Annotated in this window: 18 protein-coding genes; 9 read left to right on the top strand and 9 right to left on the bottom strand. The window is 72.5% G+C overall.

The window, feature by feature from the left end:
- Positions 1-30: 30 nt before the first annotated feature.
- On the bottom strand, positions 31-714 hold the full coding sequence (locus I3F54_RS05860; RefSeq protein WP_240117530.1) for an ATP-binding protein: 684 nt from the start codon (positions 712-714) through the stop codon (positions 31-33).
- 260 nt (positions 715-974) lie between these two features.
- Here I3F54_RS05860 and I3F54_RS05855 point away from each other — a divergent pair, with 260 nt between their 5' ends.
- From I3F54_RS05855 to I3F54_RS05845, 3 genes are all read left to right on the top strand, one after another.
- A complete protein-coding gene (locus tag I3F54_RS05855; RefSeq protein ID WP_240117529.1) occupies positions 975-1,835 on the top strand; it encodes a helix-turn-helix transcriptional regulator in 861 nt (286 codons plus the stop codon).
- Complete coding sequence (locus I3F54_RS05850; RefSeq protein ID WP_240117528.1) at positions 1,836-2,111, top strand: DUF397 domain-containing protein; 276 nt, start codon at positions 1,836-1,838, stop codon at positions 2,109-2,111. It abuts the gene before it with no gap.
- Positions 2,112-2,194: 83 nt separating this feature from the next.
- The gene (locus I3F54_RS05845) at positions 2,195-3,007 is read left to right on the top strand and encodes an SAM-dependent methyltransferase (RefSeq protein ID WP_240117527.1); all 813 of its coding nucleotides are present in this window, start codon (positions 2,195-2,197) and stop codon (positions 3,005-3,007) included.
- 194 nt (positions 3,008-3,201) lie between these two features.
- Here the strand turns inward: I3F54_RS05845 and I3F54_RS05840 are convergent, their stop codons facing one another.
- From I3F54_RS05840 to I3F54_RS05830, 3 genes are all read right to left on the bottom strand, one after another.
- Positions 3,202-4,689 carry a glutamate synthase subunit beta gene (locus I3F54_RS05840; protein WP_240117526.1) on the bottom strand — a complete coding sequence of 496 codons (1,488 nt, stop codon included), beginning with the start codon at positions 4,687-4,689 and terminating at the stop codon, positions 3,202-3,204.
- Positions 4,690-4,867: 178 nt separating this feature from the next.
- Positions 4,868-5,347, bottom strand: coding sequence for a DUF1772 domain-containing protein (locus I3F54_RS05835; RefSeq protein ID WP_240117525.1), 480 nt, complete (start codon positions 5,345-5,347; stop codon positions 4,868-4,870).
- Between the two features lie 348 nt (positions 5,348-5,695).
- Entirely contained in the window at positions 5,696-6,436 is a 741-nt protein-coding gene (locus I3F54_RS05830) for a DUF2293 domain-containing protein (protein ID WP_240117524.1), read from the bottom strand.
- A 135-nt stretch (positions 6,437-6,571) separates the two neighbouring features.
- Here I3F54_RS05830 and I3F54_RS05825 point away from each other — a divergent pair, with 135 nt between their 5' ends.
- Together I3F54_RS05825 and I3F54_RS05820 are read left to right on the top strand one after the other, a co-directional pair.
- Complete coding sequence (locus tag I3F54_RS05825) at positions 6,572-7,213, top strand: uridine kinase (protein WP_240117523.1); 642 nt, start codon at positions 6,572-6,574, stop codon at positions 7,211-7,213.
- Between the two features lie 106 nt (positions 7,214-7,319).
- Positions 7,320-7,754 (top strand): CBS domain-containing protein, encoded by a 435-nt coding sequence (locus tag I3F54_RS05820; RefSeq protein WP_240117522.1) that lies wholly within the window; start codon positions 7,320-7,322, stop codon positions 7,752-7,754.
- Between the two features lie 20 nt (positions 7,755-7,774).
- Here I3F54_RS05820 and I3F54_RS05815 read toward each other — a convergent pair whose 3' ends face one another.
- A complete protein-coding gene (locus I3F54_RS05815; protein WP_240117521.1) occupies positions 7,775-8,893 on the bottom strand; it encodes a magnesium and cobalt transport protein CorA in 1,119 nt (372 codons plus the stop codon).
- Positions 8,894-9,079: 186 nt separating this feature from the next.
- On the opposite strand from I3F54_RS05815, the gene I3F54_RS05810 reads away from it, so the two are divergent.
- Positions 9,080-9,874 (top strand): methyltransferase domain-containing protein, encoded by a 795-nt coding sequence (locus tag I3F54_RS05810; protein WP_240117520.1) that lies wholly within the window; start codon positions 9,080-9,082, stop codon positions 9,872-9,874.
- A gap of 51 nt (positions 9,875-9,925) precedes the next feature.
- Here the strand turns inward: I3F54_RS05810 and I3F54_RS05805 are convergent, their stop codons facing one another.
- Both I3F54_RS05805 and I3F54_RS05800 read right to left on the bottom strand, forming a co-directional pair.
- Positions 9,926-10,852, bottom strand: coding sequence for a PfkB family carbohydrate kinase (locus I3F54_RS05805; protein ID WP_275675780.1), 927 nt, complete (start codon positions 10,850-10,852; stop codon positions 9,926-9,928).
- Positions 10,837-11,745, bottom strand: a complete 909-nt coding sequence (locus I3F54_RS05800; RefSeq protein ID WP_240117518.1) for a pseudouridine-5'-phosphate glycosidase — start codon at positions 11,743-11,745, stop codon at positions 10,837-10,839. Before I3F54_RS05800 ends, I3F54_RS05805 begins: the two co-directional genes overlap by 16 nt.
- 100 nt (positions 11,746-11,845) lie before the next feature.
- Between I3F54_RS05800 and I3F54_RS05795 the strand changes: the two genes are divergently transcribed.
- Positions 11,846-12,274, top strand: a complete 429-nt coding sequence (locus tag I3F54_RS05795) for a VOC family protein (protein WP_240117517.1) — start codon at positions 11,846-11,848, stop codon at positions 12,272-12,274.
- A gap of 210 nt (positions 12,275-12,484) precedes the next feature.
- Here I3F54_RS05795 and I3F54_RS05790 read toward each other — a convergent pair whose 3' ends face one another.
- Positions 12,485-13,039: a methylated-DNA--[protein]-cysteine S-methyltransferase gene (locus I3F54_RS05790; RefSeq protein WP_240117516.1), complete on the bottom strand. Its 555-nt coding sequence runs from the start codon at positions 13,037-13,039 to the stop codon at positions 12,485-12,487.
- Between the two features lie 70 nt (positions 13,040-13,109).
- A complete protein-coding gene (locus tag I3F54_RS05785) occupies positions 13,110-13,985 on the bottom strand; it encodes a glycerophosphodiester phosphodiesterase family protein (RefSeq protein ID WP_240117515.1) in 876 nt (291 codons plus the stop codon).
- 275 nt (positions 13,986-14,260) lie between these two features.
- Between I3F54_RS05785 and I3F54_RS05780 the strand changes: the two genes are divergently transcribed.
- Both I3F54_RS05780 and uvrB read left to right on the top strand, forming a co-directional pair.
- A complete protein-coding gene (locus I3F54_RS05780; protein WP_240117514.1) occupies positions 14,261-15,112 on the top strand; it encodes an MHYT domain-containing protein in 852 nt (283 codons plus the stop codon).
- Positions 15,113-15,162: 50 nt separating this feature from the next.
- Complete coding sequence (uvrB, locus tag I3F54_RS05775; RefSeq protein ID WP_240117513.1) at positions 15,163-17,319, top strand: excinuclease ABC subunit UvrB; 2,157 nt, start codon at positions 15,163-15,165, stop codon at positions 17,317-17,319.
- Positions 17,320-17,350 lie beyond the last annotated feature (31 nt).

The raw sequence follows: 17,350 nt of genomic DNA, 5'->3' as shown, positions 1-17,350 counted from the left end.
TGTGGACCTGGGGGCGGCCGGGTTCGGCGCTCACGGCCGTTCGCCCCCTGTCGCGTGGTGTTCCGCGCCGTCGCGCGACGGGCGGTACCCGGTTCGTCGCGCCGTTGTCGTCCGTTGCTGTGGTGATTCCGTGCGCTGCGCCTCGTCCTCGTCGCCGTCGCCCGGATCGCCGCCGGCCGGGCCCGGCTTGGGGCGGGCGCCCCACCCGAGGTCGTCGCGGGGCTCGACTGGCGCGCCGGGCGGGTCGGCCTGCCGTGGCAGCTCGGCCCAGACGAGCAGGCCGGGCCCGTGCTCGTGGGCCCCCCACGCGTGACAGAGGGCGTCGACGAGGAGCAACCCCCTCCCGTGCTCCTCCTCGGGCTGCCCCTGTGCCGCGCTCGGCCCGCCCGGCGCGCACCCCTCGTCGCGCACGGCTATGCGCACCCGGTCGCTGCCGTCGTGCAGTTCGCACACGACGACCCTGCTCGCGGTGTGCACGATCGCGTTCGTGACGAGTTCCGATACGACCAAGGCCGCGGTGTCGCAGGTGTCCTCGCACACCTCCCAGCCGTTCAGTCGGGCCCGTGTCAGATGTCTGGCCCGGGCGGGAGAGCCCGGATGCGCGGCCAGCTCGAAACGGAACCGGCGTCCGGCGAGGGGGCCTCCATCGGCCGGGAGGCCGAAGTGGTCTGCGGCGTCTGTTCCTAAGGGCGCGGACGGAATCACGCTTGCCACTATCTCCCCGCCGTGAACACTTGGCAAGTGTCACTCTGAAAATTGCAGAGTGCTGTATGACGCGGTGAACGGCCGTGGCACACTGCTCGCAACAGCATCTGCAGCGGCGCCAGTTGAGCCACCGGGGATCTCCGAAGATCTTCGAACGGGTCTTCGAATGGCGCCGCTGGGCTGTCAGGATTCTTTTGACGACGCCCTGTTGTCGGATGGTGGGCAGTGGCCGGAAATCGCCCGCCCAGAGCCCTTGATGGAGGTGGAGCGTGAGTGAACCGCGGTCCGCACCGACAGTCGGACAGGTCGTTCTCGGCCGGCGCCTGCTGGACCTGAGGGAGCGCGCCGGCCTCAAACGCGAGGAGGCCGCCCGCGTCCTGCGTGTCGCGCCCGCCACCGTCCGCCGCATGGAGACGGCCGAGGTCTCCCTCAAGATCCCCTACCTCCAGCTGCTGCTGAAGGCCTACGGGGTCGGCGACGAGGAGGCCGGGGCCTTCGTGCGACTCGCCGAAGAGGCCAACAAGCCCGGTTGGTGGCAGCGGTTCCACGACATCCTGCCCGGCTGGTTCTCCATGCACGTCAGCCTGGAGGGTGCCGCCGCCCTGATCCGCCAGTACGAGCCGCACTTCGTGCCCGGCCTGCTCCAGACCGAGGACTACGCACGCGCGGTTCTGACCTCGGGCGCCATCGGTCAGACCAGCCCCGACGACATCGAGCGCCATGTCGCACTGCGCATGCAGCGCCAGGACCTGCTCACCCGCCAGGGCGCGCCGCGTCTGTGGGTCGTCATGGACGAGACCGCGCTGCGCCGTCCGGTCGGCGGCCCGCAGACGATGCGCGCCCAGGTCGACAAGCTCCTCGACGGCACGCAGCTGCCCCATGTCACCCTGCAGATCGCCGAGTTCTCCGCCGGCCCGCACCCGGGCACGTACGGGCCGTTCGTGCTCTTCCGGTTCGCCATGCCCGAACTGCCGGACATGGTCTACAGCGAGTACCTGACCGGCGCCGTCTACCTCGACGCGCGCCACGAGGTGGCCACCCACCTGGAGGTCCTGGACCGCATGGCGGCCCAGGCCACCACGGCCCACCGCACGAAGGAGATCCTCCAGGATCTCCGCAAGGAGTTGTGAATGGATCGCATCACGTCCCCGCACATGTCGGGGGGCCGCGCCGAGCGGATCTACAACGGCATGCCCGCCCGGGAACTGGGCAGCGAGGGCTGGCACAAGCCGTGGAGCGGCGGCAACGGCGGCAACTGCCTGGAGGCGATGAAACTCGCCGACGGCCGGATCGCCGTCCGCCAGTCGACCGACCCCGACGGACCGGCCCTGATCTACACCTCCGACGAGATGACCGCCTTCATCGAGGGCGCCAAGGCGGGAGAGGCGGACTTCCTGCTGTCCTGAACGTGTGTCTTTTTCTCGCTCCAACTTACTTATTGTGGTGCTCACTTGATCACTCATCGCATCCCACGCTCACGGAGTGCCGTATGACCGGGAAGGACACCGCCGGCGCCAACCGGATCGACACCAGCAGGCCGCATCCCGCGCGGATGTACGACTGGTACCTCGGCGGTAAGGACAACTACCCCGTCGACGAGGAGATGGGGCGGCAGATGCTCGCCCTCGACCCCCGTGTGCCGGTGATGGCACGAGTCAACCGCGCCTTCATGCACCGGGCCACCCGCTGGCTCGCCGGTGCCGGCGTCCGGCAGTTCCTGGACGTCGGCACGGGCATCCCCACCGAGCCCAACCTGCACCAGGTCGCGCAGGACGCCGCCCCCGACGCCCGCGTCGTCTACTGCGACAACGACCCCATCGTCCTCGCCCACGCCGCCGCCCTGCTGCGCAGCACCGAAGAGGGAGCGACCGAGTACCTCCAGGCCGACGTACGGGATCCGGCCACCATCGTCGAGGGCGCCCGGAAGGTACTCGACTTCGGCAGACCGGTCGCGCTCTCCCTCGTCGCCCTGCTGCACTTCGTCTCCGACGCGGACGGGGCGCACGACCTCGTCCGCCGGCTGCTGGGTGAACTCCCCTCCGGCAGTTTCCTGGTGATGACCCACGCCACCGCCGACTTCACCCCCGAGCAGTCGGCCGCCGCCACCGAGAAGCTCAAGGCGGCCGGCGTCACCCTGGCCCTGCGCTCCCGCGCGGAGTTCACCCGCTTCTTCGACGGGCTGGACCTGGTCGAACCGGGCGTGGAGATCGTCCACAGGTGGCATCCGGAACTGGGTGAGCCGGTGCCCGGCCAGGACGACGGCTTCATCCCGGGCTACGGGGCGGTGGCCCGCAAGCCGTGATGCGCGCCGACGGTGACGAGTACCGGCGGCGACGAGCGGCGTGGCGACGGCCCGGTGTGCGGCGCGCGGCGACCCGCGGTGCGGCAGGCGGCGGTGACGGCTCCCGGTGCGGAGGCGGCGGTGGGGTCGTCGTCCGTGGCGCCGGGAGAAACGATGAGGGCCGCTGCCCCGAGGCCGGTGCGCGACGGTGACGGTCAGACCGCCATGGGCCGGTCCCCGGGCGCGATCGGCGCCGGCAGCCGCGAGTCGCCCGTCAGATACCGGTCCACGGCCGCCGCCACCGCACGGCCCTCCGCGATCGCCCACACGATGAGCGACTGCCCCCGCGCGGCGTCACCCGCGGCGAACACCCCCGGCACATTGGTCGCGAAACCGGCGTCCCGTGCCAGCGTGCCGCGCGGTTCCAGCGCCAGCCCCAGCTGGTCGACGAGCCCGTCCGCCCGGTCCGGCCCGGAGAAGCCGAGGGCGAGCAGCACGAGATCGCAGGGGAGCGTGCGCCCGGTGCCCGGCACCGGGCGCCGCCGCGCGTCCACCTCGACCAGGTGCAGACCGCGCACCCGGCCGTCCGCGTCGCCGGTGAACCGGAGCGTCGACGCCGCGAACAGACGTGCGTCGGCGTCGGCGGCGGGCGCCGTCCGCAGATCCCGTGCCTCCTCGTGCGCCGCCGACAGGCGGTAGATCTTCGGGTACGTCGGCCAGGGCTCGGTGTCCTCGTCCCGCTCCGCGCCGGGCCGGGCGTAGATGTCCAGCTGGGTCACGGACGCCGCGCCCTCGCGTACCGCGGTGCCCAGGCAGTCGGCCCCGGTGTCGCCGCCGCCCACGATCACGACGTGCCGACCGGCCGCGGACAGCGGGGAGAGCGCCAGATCGCCCTCGCACACCCGGTTGGCCAGCGGCAGGTACTCCATGGCCTGATGGATTCCGTCCAGCTCACGGCCCGGCACCGGCAGCTCACGCCAGGCGGTCGCGCCCGTCGCGACCACCAGGGCGTCGTAGCGTGACCGCAGCTCCGCCGCCCCGACGTCCAGGCCGACCACCGTGGACGCACGGAACTTGGTGCCCTCGGCCGCCATCTGCTCCAGCCGCCGCTCCAGGTGGTGCTTCTCCATCTTGAACGCCGGTATCCCGTAGCGCATCAGTCCGCCGAGCCGGTCGTCCCTCTCGTACACGGCGACGGTGTGACCGGCCCGGGTCAGTTGCTGGGCCGCCGCCAGTCCGGTCGGGCCCGAGCCGATCACGGCCACCGTCCGCCCCGACAGCCGCTCCGGCGGCCGGGGCGGGGTCAGACCGTCCTCCCAGGCCCGATCGGCGATCGCACACTCCACGTTCTTGATCGTCACGGCCGGCTGGTTGATCGCCAGCACGCACCCCGCCTCGCACGGCGCCGGGCACAGCCGCCCGGTGAACTCCGGGAAGTTGTTCGTCGCGTGCAGCCGGTCGCTCGCCGCACGCCAGTCCCCGCGTGAGACCAGGTCGTTCCACTCGGGGATCAGATTGCCCAGCGGGCAGGCGTCGTGGCAGAACGGGACGCCGCAGTCCATGCAGCGGTCGGCCTGCTTGCTGATGACGGGCAGCAGAGCCCCCGGGACGTACACCTCGTTCCAGTCCCGGACTCGTTCCTCGACGGGCCGGCGGGGCCAGTCCTGGCGGGGCGTCGTCAGGAAACCCTTGGGATCGGCCATGGCCGTCATCCTTGCGTCCGCGCACGACAGGCCGTGCATCATCGGGCGGCACACTCTTCCGGCCACGATACGTCCGGCAGGTCCTGCTCGCAGAGGGGCGGACAGCGCTTTCCCCGAATGGCCCGGCCGGTTCCCGCAGGCACCCCCTCGTCCGCGCGGGCCGGGTCGCACAGGTGGCTCACACCAGCGCGAGCAGGTACGTCAGCGCCGCCGCCGCCGAAGCGACGGCACGCACGTGGTTCCACCGCGTCCACTGGCGCACGTACGCCGGCCAGTACGCCTCGGCCTGCGGTGCGCCCGGTTCCAGCCGTGTCAGCGTGTCGTTGCGCGGCACGTTCGCCACCACCGTCACCCCGAACGCCCCGACCAGGTACAGCGCACTGCCCAGCAGCAACTCGGCCGTTCCCTCCTCCGGCCACAGCACGAAGGTGACCACCGCGATCACTGCGCACACCACGGCCGCCCCGGCGAACACGACCATGAACGCCGGTGTCGTCGCCGCCGCGTTGATCGCGTTCATCGCGGCCACCCCCCGAGCGGCCGGAAGCGCCGCCAGACCACGCATGACCAGCAACGAGAACGCGCCGAAGACGCCGGCCATCAGCCCCGTCGCCAGAACCCCCAGCACGGTCACCACCAAGTACGGTCCGTCGATCATCTCAACGTCAACTCCCGCCCGTAGAGCTGTGGACCCCGACCCGCGCCGTCCGGCACCCTCAGCCAACCCGCACAACCTGCCGGACGACCACGGACGAGCCGCCCGACCGCATCGCGACCGTCCACCATCCCACCTCGCCGACGGCCCGGCCCGGCCCCCGACGCACAGTCCTGCCGGCCGACGCGGACGACGTGCCCCGTCTTCCCGTCCGGAGCTGCCGAGACCGGCCGTTCGGCCCGGCCGCCCACCCCCGCCGCCGGGTCCGGGCATCGGCACGTCCGCCGGGCGCGGAACCGGGCGCCTCCGCGGGTCGTGCACGGCCCACGGAGGGGGCGAACCGGCACCCTCTCACCCGCCTCCGCCTCCGCCTCCGCTCTCGCCCTTGCTTCTGCTCCCACCCTCGCTCCCCTGCCCGCCCCGCCAGTCCCGCAGCACCGTCTCCACGCGCGCGGCGATCCGCCGCCGGGCCTCCTGCCGAGGGACCCCGCTCATCAGCAGCGCGTCGTACGGCGTGTCCAGGTGCCGCACGGAGGCCGCCACCGCCGAGACCACCGCCCGCTCGGCCAGCGCCCGGCCCTCCGCGCTCCGCCCCACGCGTCCGCTGCTCCGCACCGAGGCGTGCCCGGCGATCGCGCCGGCCCGGTCGGCCGGGCAGCCGGGGAACATCCTCCGCACCTCAGTCGCGAACGCCTCCGCGAACAGGGCGTCCTCCACGGCCCGCCGCCTGGCATCCCGTGCCCGGCGCCGCTGCCGCGCCTCAGCATCCGCCAGGCACCGCTCCTCTGCCCGCGCGAGGCCCGCCTCCTCGACGAGGACACCCTGCCGCTCGTAGCGCCCCCTGCGCCGGTTGAACCGCACGACCACGGCCGACAACGTGCTCTCCTCCCGTGACCTGCGGGTCAGCGCCGCGTCCCCGCGCGGCAGGAACACCAGGTGGCCGAGGTCGGCGCAGTCCAGGCAGCGTGGCGCCCGGTCCTCCAGCACCAGCAGCGGCAGCGGGCCGCGCCGGCACGCCGCGCAGTGCTTGCGCCGCAGCGGCTGCACGACGACGAGCGCGGTACGGGGCGACGGGACGGCAGTGCCTGTCATACCCGGTTCATGCCCTCGCCACCGCCGGGATGCACCCCGCCGGAACCGCGACCACGAGGCCCGCCGTGCACACATTGCGCCCTCCGCATCGGGGCCGGGCCGCACGGCGGGCGGTCGGCGGCGGATGATGGGGCCGTGCGACTCGAAGCGATCACCTGGGACCGGCTTGCCGACCGTCTCGCCGAGCGGCTGCTCGACCTGAAGCCGGCTGACGGCGGTCCCTGGCCGCGCGTCGCCTTCGACGGTGCTCCGGCCGCCCGTCCCGGAGACCTCGCCGAGCGCGTCGCCGAGTCGCTGCGCCTCCGCGGCCGTGCCTCCCGTGCCGTCGGCGCACACGGCTTCCTGCGGCCCGCCTCGCTTCGCCTGGAGCACGGCCGTCAGGACGTGGAGGCCTACTACGACGGCTGGTTCGACACCGGCGCTCTGTGGCGCGAGGTCTTCGGCCCGCTCGAACCCGGCGGTGACGGGCGGATCCTTCCCGACCTCCGCGACCCCGACACCGACCGCGCCACCCGTAGCCCCTACGTACAACTCCCGCCCGGCGGAGTGCTGTTGCTGCACGGCCCCTTCCTGCTCAGACACTGGTTCCCCTTCGACCTCTCGGTCCACGTCCTCCTCTCCCCGGCCGCTCTGCGCCGACGCACCCCCGAGCCCGACCACTGGACCCTGCCCGCCTGTGCGCGCTACGAGCGGGAGACCGACCCGGCCGGCACGGCCGATGTCCTGGTGCGCGCCGACGACCCCCGGCATCCGGCGTGGAGCGGCTTCGGCGGCTGAGTCCGCGGCAGAGGTGCGGGCGGCGTCCGGCACGGCGAGAATGTAGGACGCCGGGACAGTGGTGCGTCCTGCGCCGCGCCGGCCGCCCGGCTCAGGGAGGTATTCCATGACCACCGCCCGAGACATCATGCACCGGGGTGCCCAGTGGATCCCCACGCACGAGACCCTGGACCGCGCAGCGCAGCTGATGCGCGAGCTCGGCGTCGGCGCCCTGCCGATCAGCGACAACAACGAGCGGCTCTGCGGCATCCTCACCGACCGCGACATCGTCGTCGGCTGCGTCGCCATGGGCCGCGACCCGTCCAAGGTCACTGCGGGCGAACTCGCCCAGGGCACCCCGCGCTGGATCGACGCGGACGCCGACGTCGGTGACGTGCTGCGCGAGATGCAGGATCACCAGATCCGCCGTCTGCCGGTCATCGACAACAAGCGCCTGGTCGGCATGATCAGCGAGGCGGACCTCGCCCAGCACCTCACCGAGGAGCAGATCGGATCCTGGGCCGAGCACGTCTACGCCAGGTCTGCGCCCTCATCGCACTGACGCCGCGACTCCGGCCCCGGTCATAGCCAGCCGTTGCGCCGGAAACCCCGGTACAGCACCAGACAGGCCACCGATATCACGCCGATCACCAGGCCGTAGCCGTACCGCCAGTGCAGCTCCGGCATGTGGTCGAAGTTCATGCCGTACACACCGCACACCATCGTCGGTACGGCGATGACCGCGGCCCACGCGGTGATCTTCCGCATGTCCTCGTTCTGTGCGACCGTGACCTGGGCGAGGTGCGCCTGGAGAATCGAGTTGAGCAGCTCGTCGAAGGCGGCTATCTGCTCGGTGGCCCGCAGCAGGTGGTCGGAGACGTCGCGGAAGTAGGCCTGTATCTCCGGGTCGACGACCCGCATCGGCCGGTCGGCGAGGTCCAGCAACGGCCGGCCGAGCGGGACCACGGCCCGCTTCAGCTCCAGCAGTTCACGTTTGAGCTGGTAGATCCTTCCCGGATCGACCCGCGCTCCGTTCTCCGCGAACACGTCGGTCTCGACCTGCTCGATGTCCGCCTGGACGGCGTCGGCGACGTTGAGGTACTCGTCGACGACGTGGTCCGCCACCGCGTGCAGCACCGCCGAGGGGCCCTTGGCGAGCTGTTGCGGATCGGACTCCAGCTCCTCGCGCAGCGGGCCCAGGGAGCCGTGCCTGCCGTGCCGTACGGTGATGACGAACTCCCGGCCGACGAAGACCATGATCTCGCCGGTGTTCACCACCTCGCTCGTCGCGGTGAGTTCCTCGTGCTCGACGTAGCAGACCGTTTTGAACACCGCGAACAGCGTCTCGCCGTACCGCTCGACCTTGGGACGCTGGTGGGCCTCGACGGCGTCCTCCACCGCCAGCGGGTGCAGGTCGAACAACTCGGCGATGCCCGCGAACTCCACGTCGGTCGGCTCGTGCAGCCCGAGCCAGACGAAGCCGTCCCCGCTCCTTCGGACCCGCCGCACGGAGTCGAGCAGGTCGTCCCCGGCCGCCTGGACGCCGTCCTGATAGGTCACGCAGTTCACCACCGCGGAGCCCAGCGGGGAGCGGGCCGGATGACTGAGGTCGACGCGGACGCGCCGCCGGGCCAGCCGGGCCACCTTGCGCAGGCCACCTACCCTGCCCGTGACCTTCCGCAGGTTCCCTGCCATCGTCATGGGGATCTCCTCGCGTCGATCTCCTCGCGCCGCGTTCGGCGGCGTGGCACGCCAGTCTGCCAGGGAGGCAGCACCCTCGTGCGAGCCTGTGGAAAGGGCAGGTTCCGCTTGGTTCCGGCCTGTGGACGCGGGTGCACCGGAGCGTCGTCCTGTCCGGACCGACGCGCAAACTGGGATGATCACGGCATGACGCGAACCGACGGGTATCTCCTCGACAACCGGCAGGACGAGGCGGCGGAGCGCTTCGACGCCTTCGCCGACCTTTTCGACCCCACGACCCTCCGGCACCTGGAGGGGCTCGGCGTCGGACCCGGCTGGCGCTGCTGGGAAGTCGGCGCCGGAGGTACGTCGGTGGTGTCCTGGATGGCCAAGAAGGTCGGACCGACCGGCAAGGTCGTCGCCACCGGCATCGACATCACCCGGCTGGCCGAGGTGGCCCGTACGCCGGTGGAGGTGCGCGTCCACGACATCGGGGCGGACGAGCCCCCTGCGGAGAGTTTCGACCTGGTCCATGCCCGGCTGGTGCTCGTTCATGTGCCGGACCGGGAGCGGGCGTTGGCGTCCATGGTGAGGGCTCTACGGCCCGGGGGACGGCTGCTGCTGGAGGACGCCGACCCCGCCCTGCAGCCTCTGGTCTGCCCCGACGAGCACGGCCCCGAGCAGCAGCTCGCCAACCGGCTGCGGCACGGTTTCCGCACCCTGCTCGCCGACAGCGGCGCCGACCTGTCCTACGGCCGCCGCCTCCCGCGCCTGCTGCGCGAGGCCGGCCTCCAGCGCGTCGAGGCCGACGCCTACTTCCCCCTCGCCTCGGCCGCCTGCGTCGCCCTGGAGTCCGCGACGATCCGTCAGGTCCGCGGCCGGCTCGTCGCGGCAGGTCTCGCGACGGACGAGGACATCGATCGCCACCTGTCGAACATCGCCTCCGGGGCGATGGAACTGGCGACGGCACCGCTGATCTCCGCCTGGGGCCGCAAGCGGTAGCGGCGGCGGCCCCGCCCGGGGCCGGGCCGCGGGCCGTGCCGGCTCCCCGCCTCATCCCCGTGGCGCCGGCCTTCCTCCCGCCCGCTCGACCGCGGCCGCCCCCGCCCAGCACCCCTTCTCCGCCGCCGCTTCGGGCGGCGCGCCCGCCAGCAGGGCGGCGAGGAAGGCGCCGGTGAAGGCGTCGCCGGCGCCCGTGGTGTCGCGGGGAGTCGCCGGGACGGCGGCGATCCGGGCCGCGACGGCACCGCCACGGGCGACCAGCGCACCGCGCGGACCCAGCTTGGCGACGACCAGCGGCACACGCCGGCTCAGCGCCGCCGCCGCGTCCTCCGCGTCGGGCAGCCCGGCGAGCAGGCACGCCTCGTCGCGACTCGGCAGCAGGATGTCCACCCCTTCCGCGAGTGCCAGGAACCGGTCGGCCCCCAGCGTCGCCAGGAACCCGGCCGACGCCGGGTCCAGGCTCACCGGCACACCCCGCGTGCGCGCCGCCGTGACGGCCGTCGCCACCAGGGCCCGGCTCGACTCGGCGAAGAGCAGATAGCCCGACAGGTGCAGCCGGGCGACCCCGTCGAGCAGCTCGTCCGACCAGTCACCGGGATCCAGCCGCAGGGACGCGCCGCTGTCGGTGAGGAACGTCCGCTCGGCCGCGGCGCCCGAGTCGACCAGGCAGATCACCGTTCCCGTCGCCGCTTCTGAGTCCACCACGAGCCGGGCTCGCACCCCACAGGCCGTCAGTTCGCGCTCGTGCCACGCCGCCGCGTCCGCACCGACCCGCCCGAGCAGCCGGACGTCCGCGCATCCGTGGCGCGCCGCCCAGCACGCCACGTTCGCGCCCGCACCGCCCGGCAGGGTGCGGATCCCCGCGGCCGTGTCGGTCCCCGCGGCGAGCGGCCCCCGATGGCGGGCCACGACATCGGTGATCACGTCCCCGATCACCAGCAGCGCGCCGTGCTGCTGCGCCGTCACGCCCCCGCCCAGGCCGCTGCGATCCGCCCGGCCAGCTGCACATTGCCCCGCACCGCGGCCAGGTTGGCGTTCAGCGACGCGCCGTCGGTGTGCCGCACCAGGTAGTCGAGAAGGAACGGCGTGACGGCCTGCCCCAAGACGCCCTCCGCCTCGCACGCCGCGAGCGCGTCCGCGAGCACGCGCGCGTGCAGACCGGGGTCCAGCTGCTCCGCCTCCGGGACCGGCCGGGCGACGATCAGCGCCGACTCGGGCCCGCCGAGCGCGTCCTGCGCGCGCATGGCCCCGGCCACCTGGTCCGGTGAGTCGAGCCGCCACGGGACGGGATGCCCCGAGTCGGACAGGTAGAAGCCGGGGAAGCGGTCCGTGCCGAAACCGGCCACCGCGACACCCAGCGTCTCCAGCCGCTGCAGGGTGGCCGGGACGTCCAGGATCGACTTCACGCCCGCGCACACCACGGTGATCCGGGTACGTGCCAGCAGCCCCAGGTCGGCGGACTCGTCCTGCGTCACCGTCCACTGCCGGTGCACCCCGCCGAGCCCACCGGTCGCGAAGACCCGGATCCCCGCCAGTGCCGCCAGCTGCGCGGTGCCCGACACCGTGGTCGCCCCGCAGGCCCCCGAGGCCACCGCGAGCGGCAGATCACGGTGGCCCAGTTTGCGCAGACCGTCCTCGTTGGCGATCCGCTCCAGCTGCTCCTTGTCCAGGCCGACGTGCGGCCGCCCGTCCAGTACGGCGATCGTCGCCGGTACGGCGGCCTCCCGCCGGACCGCCGCCTCCAGTTCCAGCGCCACCTGCAGATTGCGCGGGCGCGGCAACCCGTGCGCGATGATCGTGGACTCCAGCGCCACCACCGGGCGTCCCGCGCCGATCGCCTCCCGCACCTCTTCGGACACCACCAGCACCACGCGCCTGCCTCCCGTCGTTGGGTCCCTTCCTCATCTCTGGCGGGCCGCACGGCCGGTCAAACCCTTGCCGCCCCGCGGGAGCAGGCGCCAGCCTGGAGGCATGACGGACAATTCCCTGCGCCTCGACCACGTCGTCCTCTGGGTGGGCGACCCGGCCGCCTCCGCCGGGTTCTACGAGCGGGTGGTCGGCCTGGAGCCGGTGAGGCTCACCGAGTACACGGCCGGCGATGCGCCCTTCCCCTCCGTGCGCGTCAGCGTCGGGACGATCCTCGACCTGATGCCACGGGCCGCGGCGGAGCGCGTGGCCTCCCTCACCGGCACCGAGGGCAGCGCGGGACATCCCGTCAACCACGTCTGCCTGTCCCTGCCGCGGACCGAATTCGACGCGCTGCACACCCGCCTTCGGGGACACGACGTCCCGGTGTCCGACCTCGCCCACGACTCCTTCGGCGCCCGGGGCCGGGCCCGGCGCAGCTTCTACTTCCGCGACCCGGACGGCAACGTCCTGGAGGCCCGCCACTACGACTGACGGTGTGGACCGGCCACGGCATCGCCCGGGGCCGGCGCTCCGGCTGACCGACGCTTCGGCTGTCCTCGGCTGGAACCTTCGGCCCGCTGGGTGGTGCCGCCCGGCGTGTGGCCGGTCGGGGAATCCGCGGCCTCCGCCCGCCCCGGGGAAGGGCGGGGGCGCGACCGCGCCCACCCCGCCGCGGACGCGGTCTCGCCGTCCCCCTTGGAGTCAGAAGAGCGGCTCCGGCAGCACGCCCTCCAGGGCGAGCAGTGTCCGCTTGGTCTCCAGACCGCCGCCGAACCCGCCGATCCCGCCGTCGCTCTCCACGACACGGTGGCAGGGCACGACGACCGGTAGCGGATTGGCGCCCATCGCCATGCCCACCGCCTGCGCGGCAGCCGGCCGTCCCACCCGCCGGGCGAGGTCGCCGTAGCCCACGACCGAGCCGAAGGGCACCCCGGACGCCAGTTCGCGCAGCACCTGGCGGTTGAAGCCCGAGACCAGCGACCAGTCCAGCGGCAGCCCGAAGTCCCGCCGTGATCCGGCGAAGTACTCCTCCACCTGCCGTATCGCCTCGGCGAGCAGGGGAGAGCCGGGAGCCTCCACGGGCTCGGCGCCCAGTCGTTCCGCCAGGTGCCGCAGCGCCCGCTCGCGCACCGCACCCGTCGCGTGGAACACGACGTTGACCAGTCCCGCGCCGGTCGCGGCCAGCAGCAGCGGACCCGTGCCGGTGCCGACGACCGCCCACACGACCCGCTGCCTGTTCTGCCCGTCACCGTCCATGCGACCACCGTACGGCCCGGCGCCGACAACGCCGCCGGGAACCGGTGTGCGCCCGCTGCCGCAGCGGGGGTCAGCCGGCGGGAACGGCGTCCTCCACCACGTCGGGCCTGTCGGAGATGATGCCGTCGACGCCGTAGCCGGCCGCCTGCCGGGCGGTCGCCGCGTCGTCGACGATCCAGGTGAACACTTCCATGGCCTGCCCGTGCGCCCCGGTGAACGCGTGCACCGCGGCCACGTAGGCGGCCGAGATCGTCCCGTGGGAGGGGTTGATCTGGTCGGTGAAGCCGGAGTAGCCGGGCAGGTCGGCCAAGGGCGGCGTGCCGAGGAGGCCCGTCCTGACCGCGGGCTCCAGGTCGTGCACGGCACGGATGCTGTCCGCGCTGAAGCTCTGCACGATCAGCTCGTCCGCCACGTGCCGGTGGTCCAGCCAGCCCTCGTCGGCGAGCACCTTCAGGATCTGCTGCTCGATGCCCGGGTACAGCTCGGGGCTCTTGATCTCCAGCAGCAGCCTCTGGTGGTTGCGCTCCACCCGGCGCAGGTACTGCTCCAGCGTCGGCACGCGCACGCCCGCGTACGTGGGGTCGAACCAGCCGCCCGCGTCCAGGCGGGCGATCTCGGCGGCGGTGAAGTCCTTCACCTTCCACGGGGCGCGGCCGGGGAAGACCTCCTCGGCGTCGGTGGTGCGCCTGAGGCTGTCGTCGTGCATCACCACGAGCGCGCCGTCCCGGGTGCGCTGGACGTCGTTCTCCACCCAGCGGATGCCCAGCAGCGCCGCCTCGTCGACGGCGGCCAGGGTGTTCTCGGGGGCGTAGGCGGAGGCGCCCCGGTGGGCGACGACCACGGGCGGCCGGCCGCCCTCGCCGGCCCGGGCACCGGGAGCGGTGACCAGGAGGCACAGGGCGGCCAGGAGCGCGGTGGTCGTGACGGCAACTGCGCGCGCGTGCATGCGTACTCCTCGCGTCGAGTGATCACGGTCGGTTCCACTGTGGCAGCAGAGAGTCAGCGACGGAGGAGTGGGTCGCGGTCGCCGGGTGACGGGAGTTGCTCAAGTCCGCTCGCCGGTGCCCCGCATCTGCGGCAGGGCCGTGTTTCTTTTCCGGAAAATCGTTCGACCATTCCGGTGGGGGTCATACTCTTCGCACTCGGCCCTGACCGCTCGCGCGGCGCCGGGAGGGGTGCATTTCGGGCAATTTCCGGTACAGGGCGGAAGGGCAACCGCGCATGCAGGGCACGGTCGACGGTTTCAGCTACGGACTCGTCACACCGCTGGTGGCCTGCCTCATGGCCTGCCTGGGCGGCGCCCTCGGTCTGCGGTGCACCGGCAGAGCCCTGCTCGTCGCCGGATCCTGGCGACCCGGCTGGCTCGCTCTCGCCTCCGCCGCCATGGGCTCCGGCATATGGACCATGCATTTCATCGCGATGATGGGCTTCACCGTCGCGCAGGCCCCGGTCCGCTACGACAAGGCGACGACGTTCGCCAGCCTCGCCCTCGCCGTCGTCATGACCGGGATCGGGATCTTCATCGTGGGCTACCGCGGCGCCCGCGGAACCGCCCTGTTCACCGGTGGGACGGTCACCGGCCTGGGCATCGCCTCGATGCACTACCTCGGCATGGCGGGCCTGCGCCTCGACGGCCGGCTGGAGTACGACACGCTCACCGTGGCCGCCTCCGTGGTCCTCGCCATGGCCGCCGCCACCGCGGCGCTGTGGGCGGTCGGGCAGGTGAGGGGGTTCGTCTGGAGCATCGGGGCGAGCCTCGGCCTGGGCGTCGCCGTCACCGGCGTGCACTACATGGGCATGGCCGCCGTCACGGTCCACCTCCACGGCACCGCAGCCCCCTCCACCGGCGGCTCGCCCGCGGCCCTGCTCGCCCCCCTGCTGATCGGTCCGCTCGCCTTCCTGTGCCTCGCCGGGGTCGTCGTCATCTTCGACCCGCTGATGGTGCCGGGCCGCTCCGACTGGTCCCCGGCCGAGCGCAGGCCCGGCGTCCCCGCCCACTCCGTCGCCGGCCACGCAGACCGCCGCGCCCGGTCCCGCCGCGACCTGGGGCGGAGACCCTCCCGCACCTCGTAGAGCGGCCGATCGGGGCATCGATGTCGGTGCCGGGTCGTACGGTGGATTCCATGCGGCCCGTTTCCCACATCGAACGCACGGTGGCGCCCTTCGAGGTCGTCAGCCCCTACCAGCCCAGCGGCGACCAGCCGGCGGCCATCGCCGAGCTCGCGCGCCGCATCGGGGCCGGTGAGAGGGACGTCGTCCTGCTGGGCGCGACCGGCACCGGCAAGTCCGCCACCACCGCGTGGATGATCGAGAAGCTCCAGCGCCCCACGCTCGTCATGGCGCCGAACAAGACGCTGGCCGCCCAGCTGGCGAACGAGTTCCGCGAGCTCCTGCCGGACAACGCCGTGGAGTACTTCGTCTCGTACTACGACTACTACCAGCCCGAGGCCTACGTCCCGCAGTCGGACACCTACATCGAGAAGGACTCCTCGATCAACGAGGAGGTCGAGCGTCTGCGCCATTCCGCCACGAACTCCCTGCTCACCCGCCGTGACGTCGTCGTGGTCGCCTCGGTGTCCTGTATCTACGGCCTCGGCACCCCGCAGGAGTACGTCGACCGGATGGTCCCCCTACGGGTCGGTGACGAGATCGACCGGGACGAGCTGCTGCGCCGCTTCGTGGACATCCAGTACACGCGCAACGACACGGCGTTCACCCGAGGTACCTTCCGGGTCCGCGGCGACACCATCGAGATCTTCCCGGTCTACGAGGAGCTGGCCGTCCGCATCGAGATGTTCGGCGACGAGATCGAGGCGCTCTCCACGCTGCACCCGATCACCGGCGAGATCATCAGCGACGACGACAAGCTGTACGTCTTCCCCGCCTCCCACTACGTCGCCGGCCCCGAGCGCATGGAGCGGGCCGTCAAGGGCATAGAGGAGGAACTGCAACAGCGCCTGGCCGGGCTGGAGAAGCAGGGCAAGCTGCTGGAGGCCCAGCGGCTGCGGATGCGCACCGCGTACGACATCGAGATGCTCCGCCAGATCGGCACCTGCTCCGGCGTCGAGAACTACTCGATGCACTTCGACGGCCGCTCGCCGGGCACCCCGCCGAACACCCTCCTCGACTACTTCCCCGAGGACTTCCTCCTCGTCATCGACGAGTCGCACGTCACGGTGCCCCAGATCGGCGCGATGTACGAGGGCGACGCCTCCCGCAAGCGCACCCTCGTCGACCACGGCTTCCGGCTGCCCTCCGCGCTGGACAACCGCCCGCTGAAGTGGGAGGAGTTCCAGGAGCGCATCGGCCAGACCGTCTACCTGTCGGCGACCCCCGGCACGTACGAGCTGTCGCGTTCCCAGGGCGCGGTCGAGCAGATCATCCGCCCCACCGGCCTCGTCGACCCCGAGGTCGTCGTCAAGCCGACCGAGGGCCAGATCGACGACCTGGTGCACGAGATCCGCAAGCGCACCGAGAAGGACGAGCGCGTCCTGGTCACCACCCTCACCAAGAAGATGGCCGAGGACCTCACCGACTACTTCCTGGAGCTCGGCATCCAGGTGCGCTACCTGCACAGCGACGTCGACACCCTGCGCCGTGTGGAGCTGCTGCGCGAACTGCGCGCCGGCGAGTTCGACGTCCTGGTCGGCATCAACCTCCTCCGCGAGGGCCTGGACCTGCCCGAGGTGTCCCTGGTGGCGATCCTCGACGCCGACAAGGAGGGCTTCCTGCGCTCGGGCACCTCGCTGATCCAGACCATCGGCCGCGCCGCCCGCAACGTCTCCGGCCAGGTCCACATGTACGCCGACAAGATCACCCCGGCGATGGAGAAGGCCATCGACGAGACCAACCGGCGCCGTGCGAAGCAGGTCGCGTACAACAAGGCCAACGGGATCGACCCCCAGCCACTGCGCAAGAAGATCAACGACATCGTGGCGCAGATCGCGCGCGAGGACGTCGACACCGAGCAGCTGCTCGGCACCGGTTACCGGGCGCCGAAGGACGGCCGGGGCGCCAAGGCCCCGGTGCCCTCGCTCGGCGGCAAGGCGGCCAAGGGCGGCACGTCCGCGAAGCCGGCCGGGTCCGCCAAGAGCCGGACCGGGGAAGCCGTCCCCACCGATCAGCCGGCCGCCGAACTCGCGGGGCAGATCGAGGAGCTGACGGAGCGCATGCGCGCCGCCGCCGCGGACCTGCAGTTCGAGATCGCGGCCCGGTTGCGCGACGAGGTCGCGGAGATGAAGAAGGAACTGCGGCAGATGAAGGAGGCGGGTCTGGCCTGACGACGTGCCGGGCCCGGCCGCCGGCCCCGGG

The organism is Streptomyces sp. MUM 2J (assembly GCF_022414535.1).
Classification (GTDB): domain Bacteria; phylum Actinomycetota; class Actinomycetes; order Streptomycetales; family Streptomycetaceae; genus Streptomyces.
This window is presented reverse-complemented; position numbering and strand designations above follow the sequence as displayed.

What these genes read in the sequence shown, in the direction of transcription:
- I3F54_RS05850 (WP_240117528.1), top strand. Translation starts at nt 1,836, where the DNA reads ATGGATCGCATCACGTCCCCGCACATGTCGGGGGGCCGCGCCGAGCGG.
- I3F54_RS05845 (WP_240117527.1), top strand. Translation starts at nt 2,195, where the DNA reads ATGACCGGGAAGGACACCGCCGGCGCCAACCGGATCGACACCAGCAGG.
- I3F54_RS05840 (WP_240117526.1), bottom strand. Translation starts at nt 4,689, where the DNA reads ATGGCCGATCCCAAGGGTTTCCTGACGACGCCCCGCCAGGACTGGCCC.
- I3F54_RS05835 (WP_240117525.1), bottom strand. Translation starts at nt 5,347, where the DNA reads ATGATCGACGGACCGTACTTGGTGGTGACCGTGCTGGGGGTTCTGGCG.
- I3F54_RS05830 (WP_240117524.1), bottom strand. Translation starts at nt 6,436, where the DNA reads ATGACAGGCACTGCCGTCCCGTCGCCCCGTACCGCGCTCGTCGTCGTG.
- I3F54_RS05820 (WP_240117522.1), top strand. Translation starts at nt 7,320, where the DNA reads ATGACCACCGCCCGAGACATCATGCACCGGGGTGCCCAGTGGATCCCC.
- I3F54_RS05815 (WP_240117521.1), bottom strand. Translation starts at nt 8,893, where the DNA reads ATGACGATGGCAGGGAACCTGCGGAAGGTCACGGGCAGGGTAGGTGGC.
- I3F54_RS05810 (WP_240117520.1), top strand. Translation starts at nt 9,080, where the DNA reads ATGACGCGAACCGACGGGTATCTCCTCGACAACCGGCAGGACGAGGCG.
- I3F54_RS05795 (WP_240117517.1), top strand. Translation starts at nt 11,846, where the DNA reads ATGACGGACAATTCCCTGCGCCTCGACCACGTCGTCCTCTGGGTGGGC.
- I3F54_RS05790 (WP_240117516.1), bottom strand. Translation starts at nt 13,039, where the DNA reads ATGGACGGTGACGGGCAGAACAGGCAGCGGGTCGTGTGGGCGGTCGTC.
- I3F54_RS05785 (WP_240117515.1), bottom strand. Translation starts at nt 13,985, where the DNA reads ATGCACGCGCGCGCAGTTGCCGTCACGACCACCGCGCTCCTGGCCGCC.
- I3F54_RS05780 (WP_240117514.1), top strand. Translation starts at nt 14,261, where the DNA reads ATGCAGGGCACGGTCGACGGTTTCAGCTACGGACTCGTCACACCGCTG.
- uvrB (WP_240117513.1), top strand. Translation starts at nt 15,163, where the DNA reads ATGCGGCCCGTTTCCCACATCGAACGCACGGTGGCGCCCTTCGAGGTC.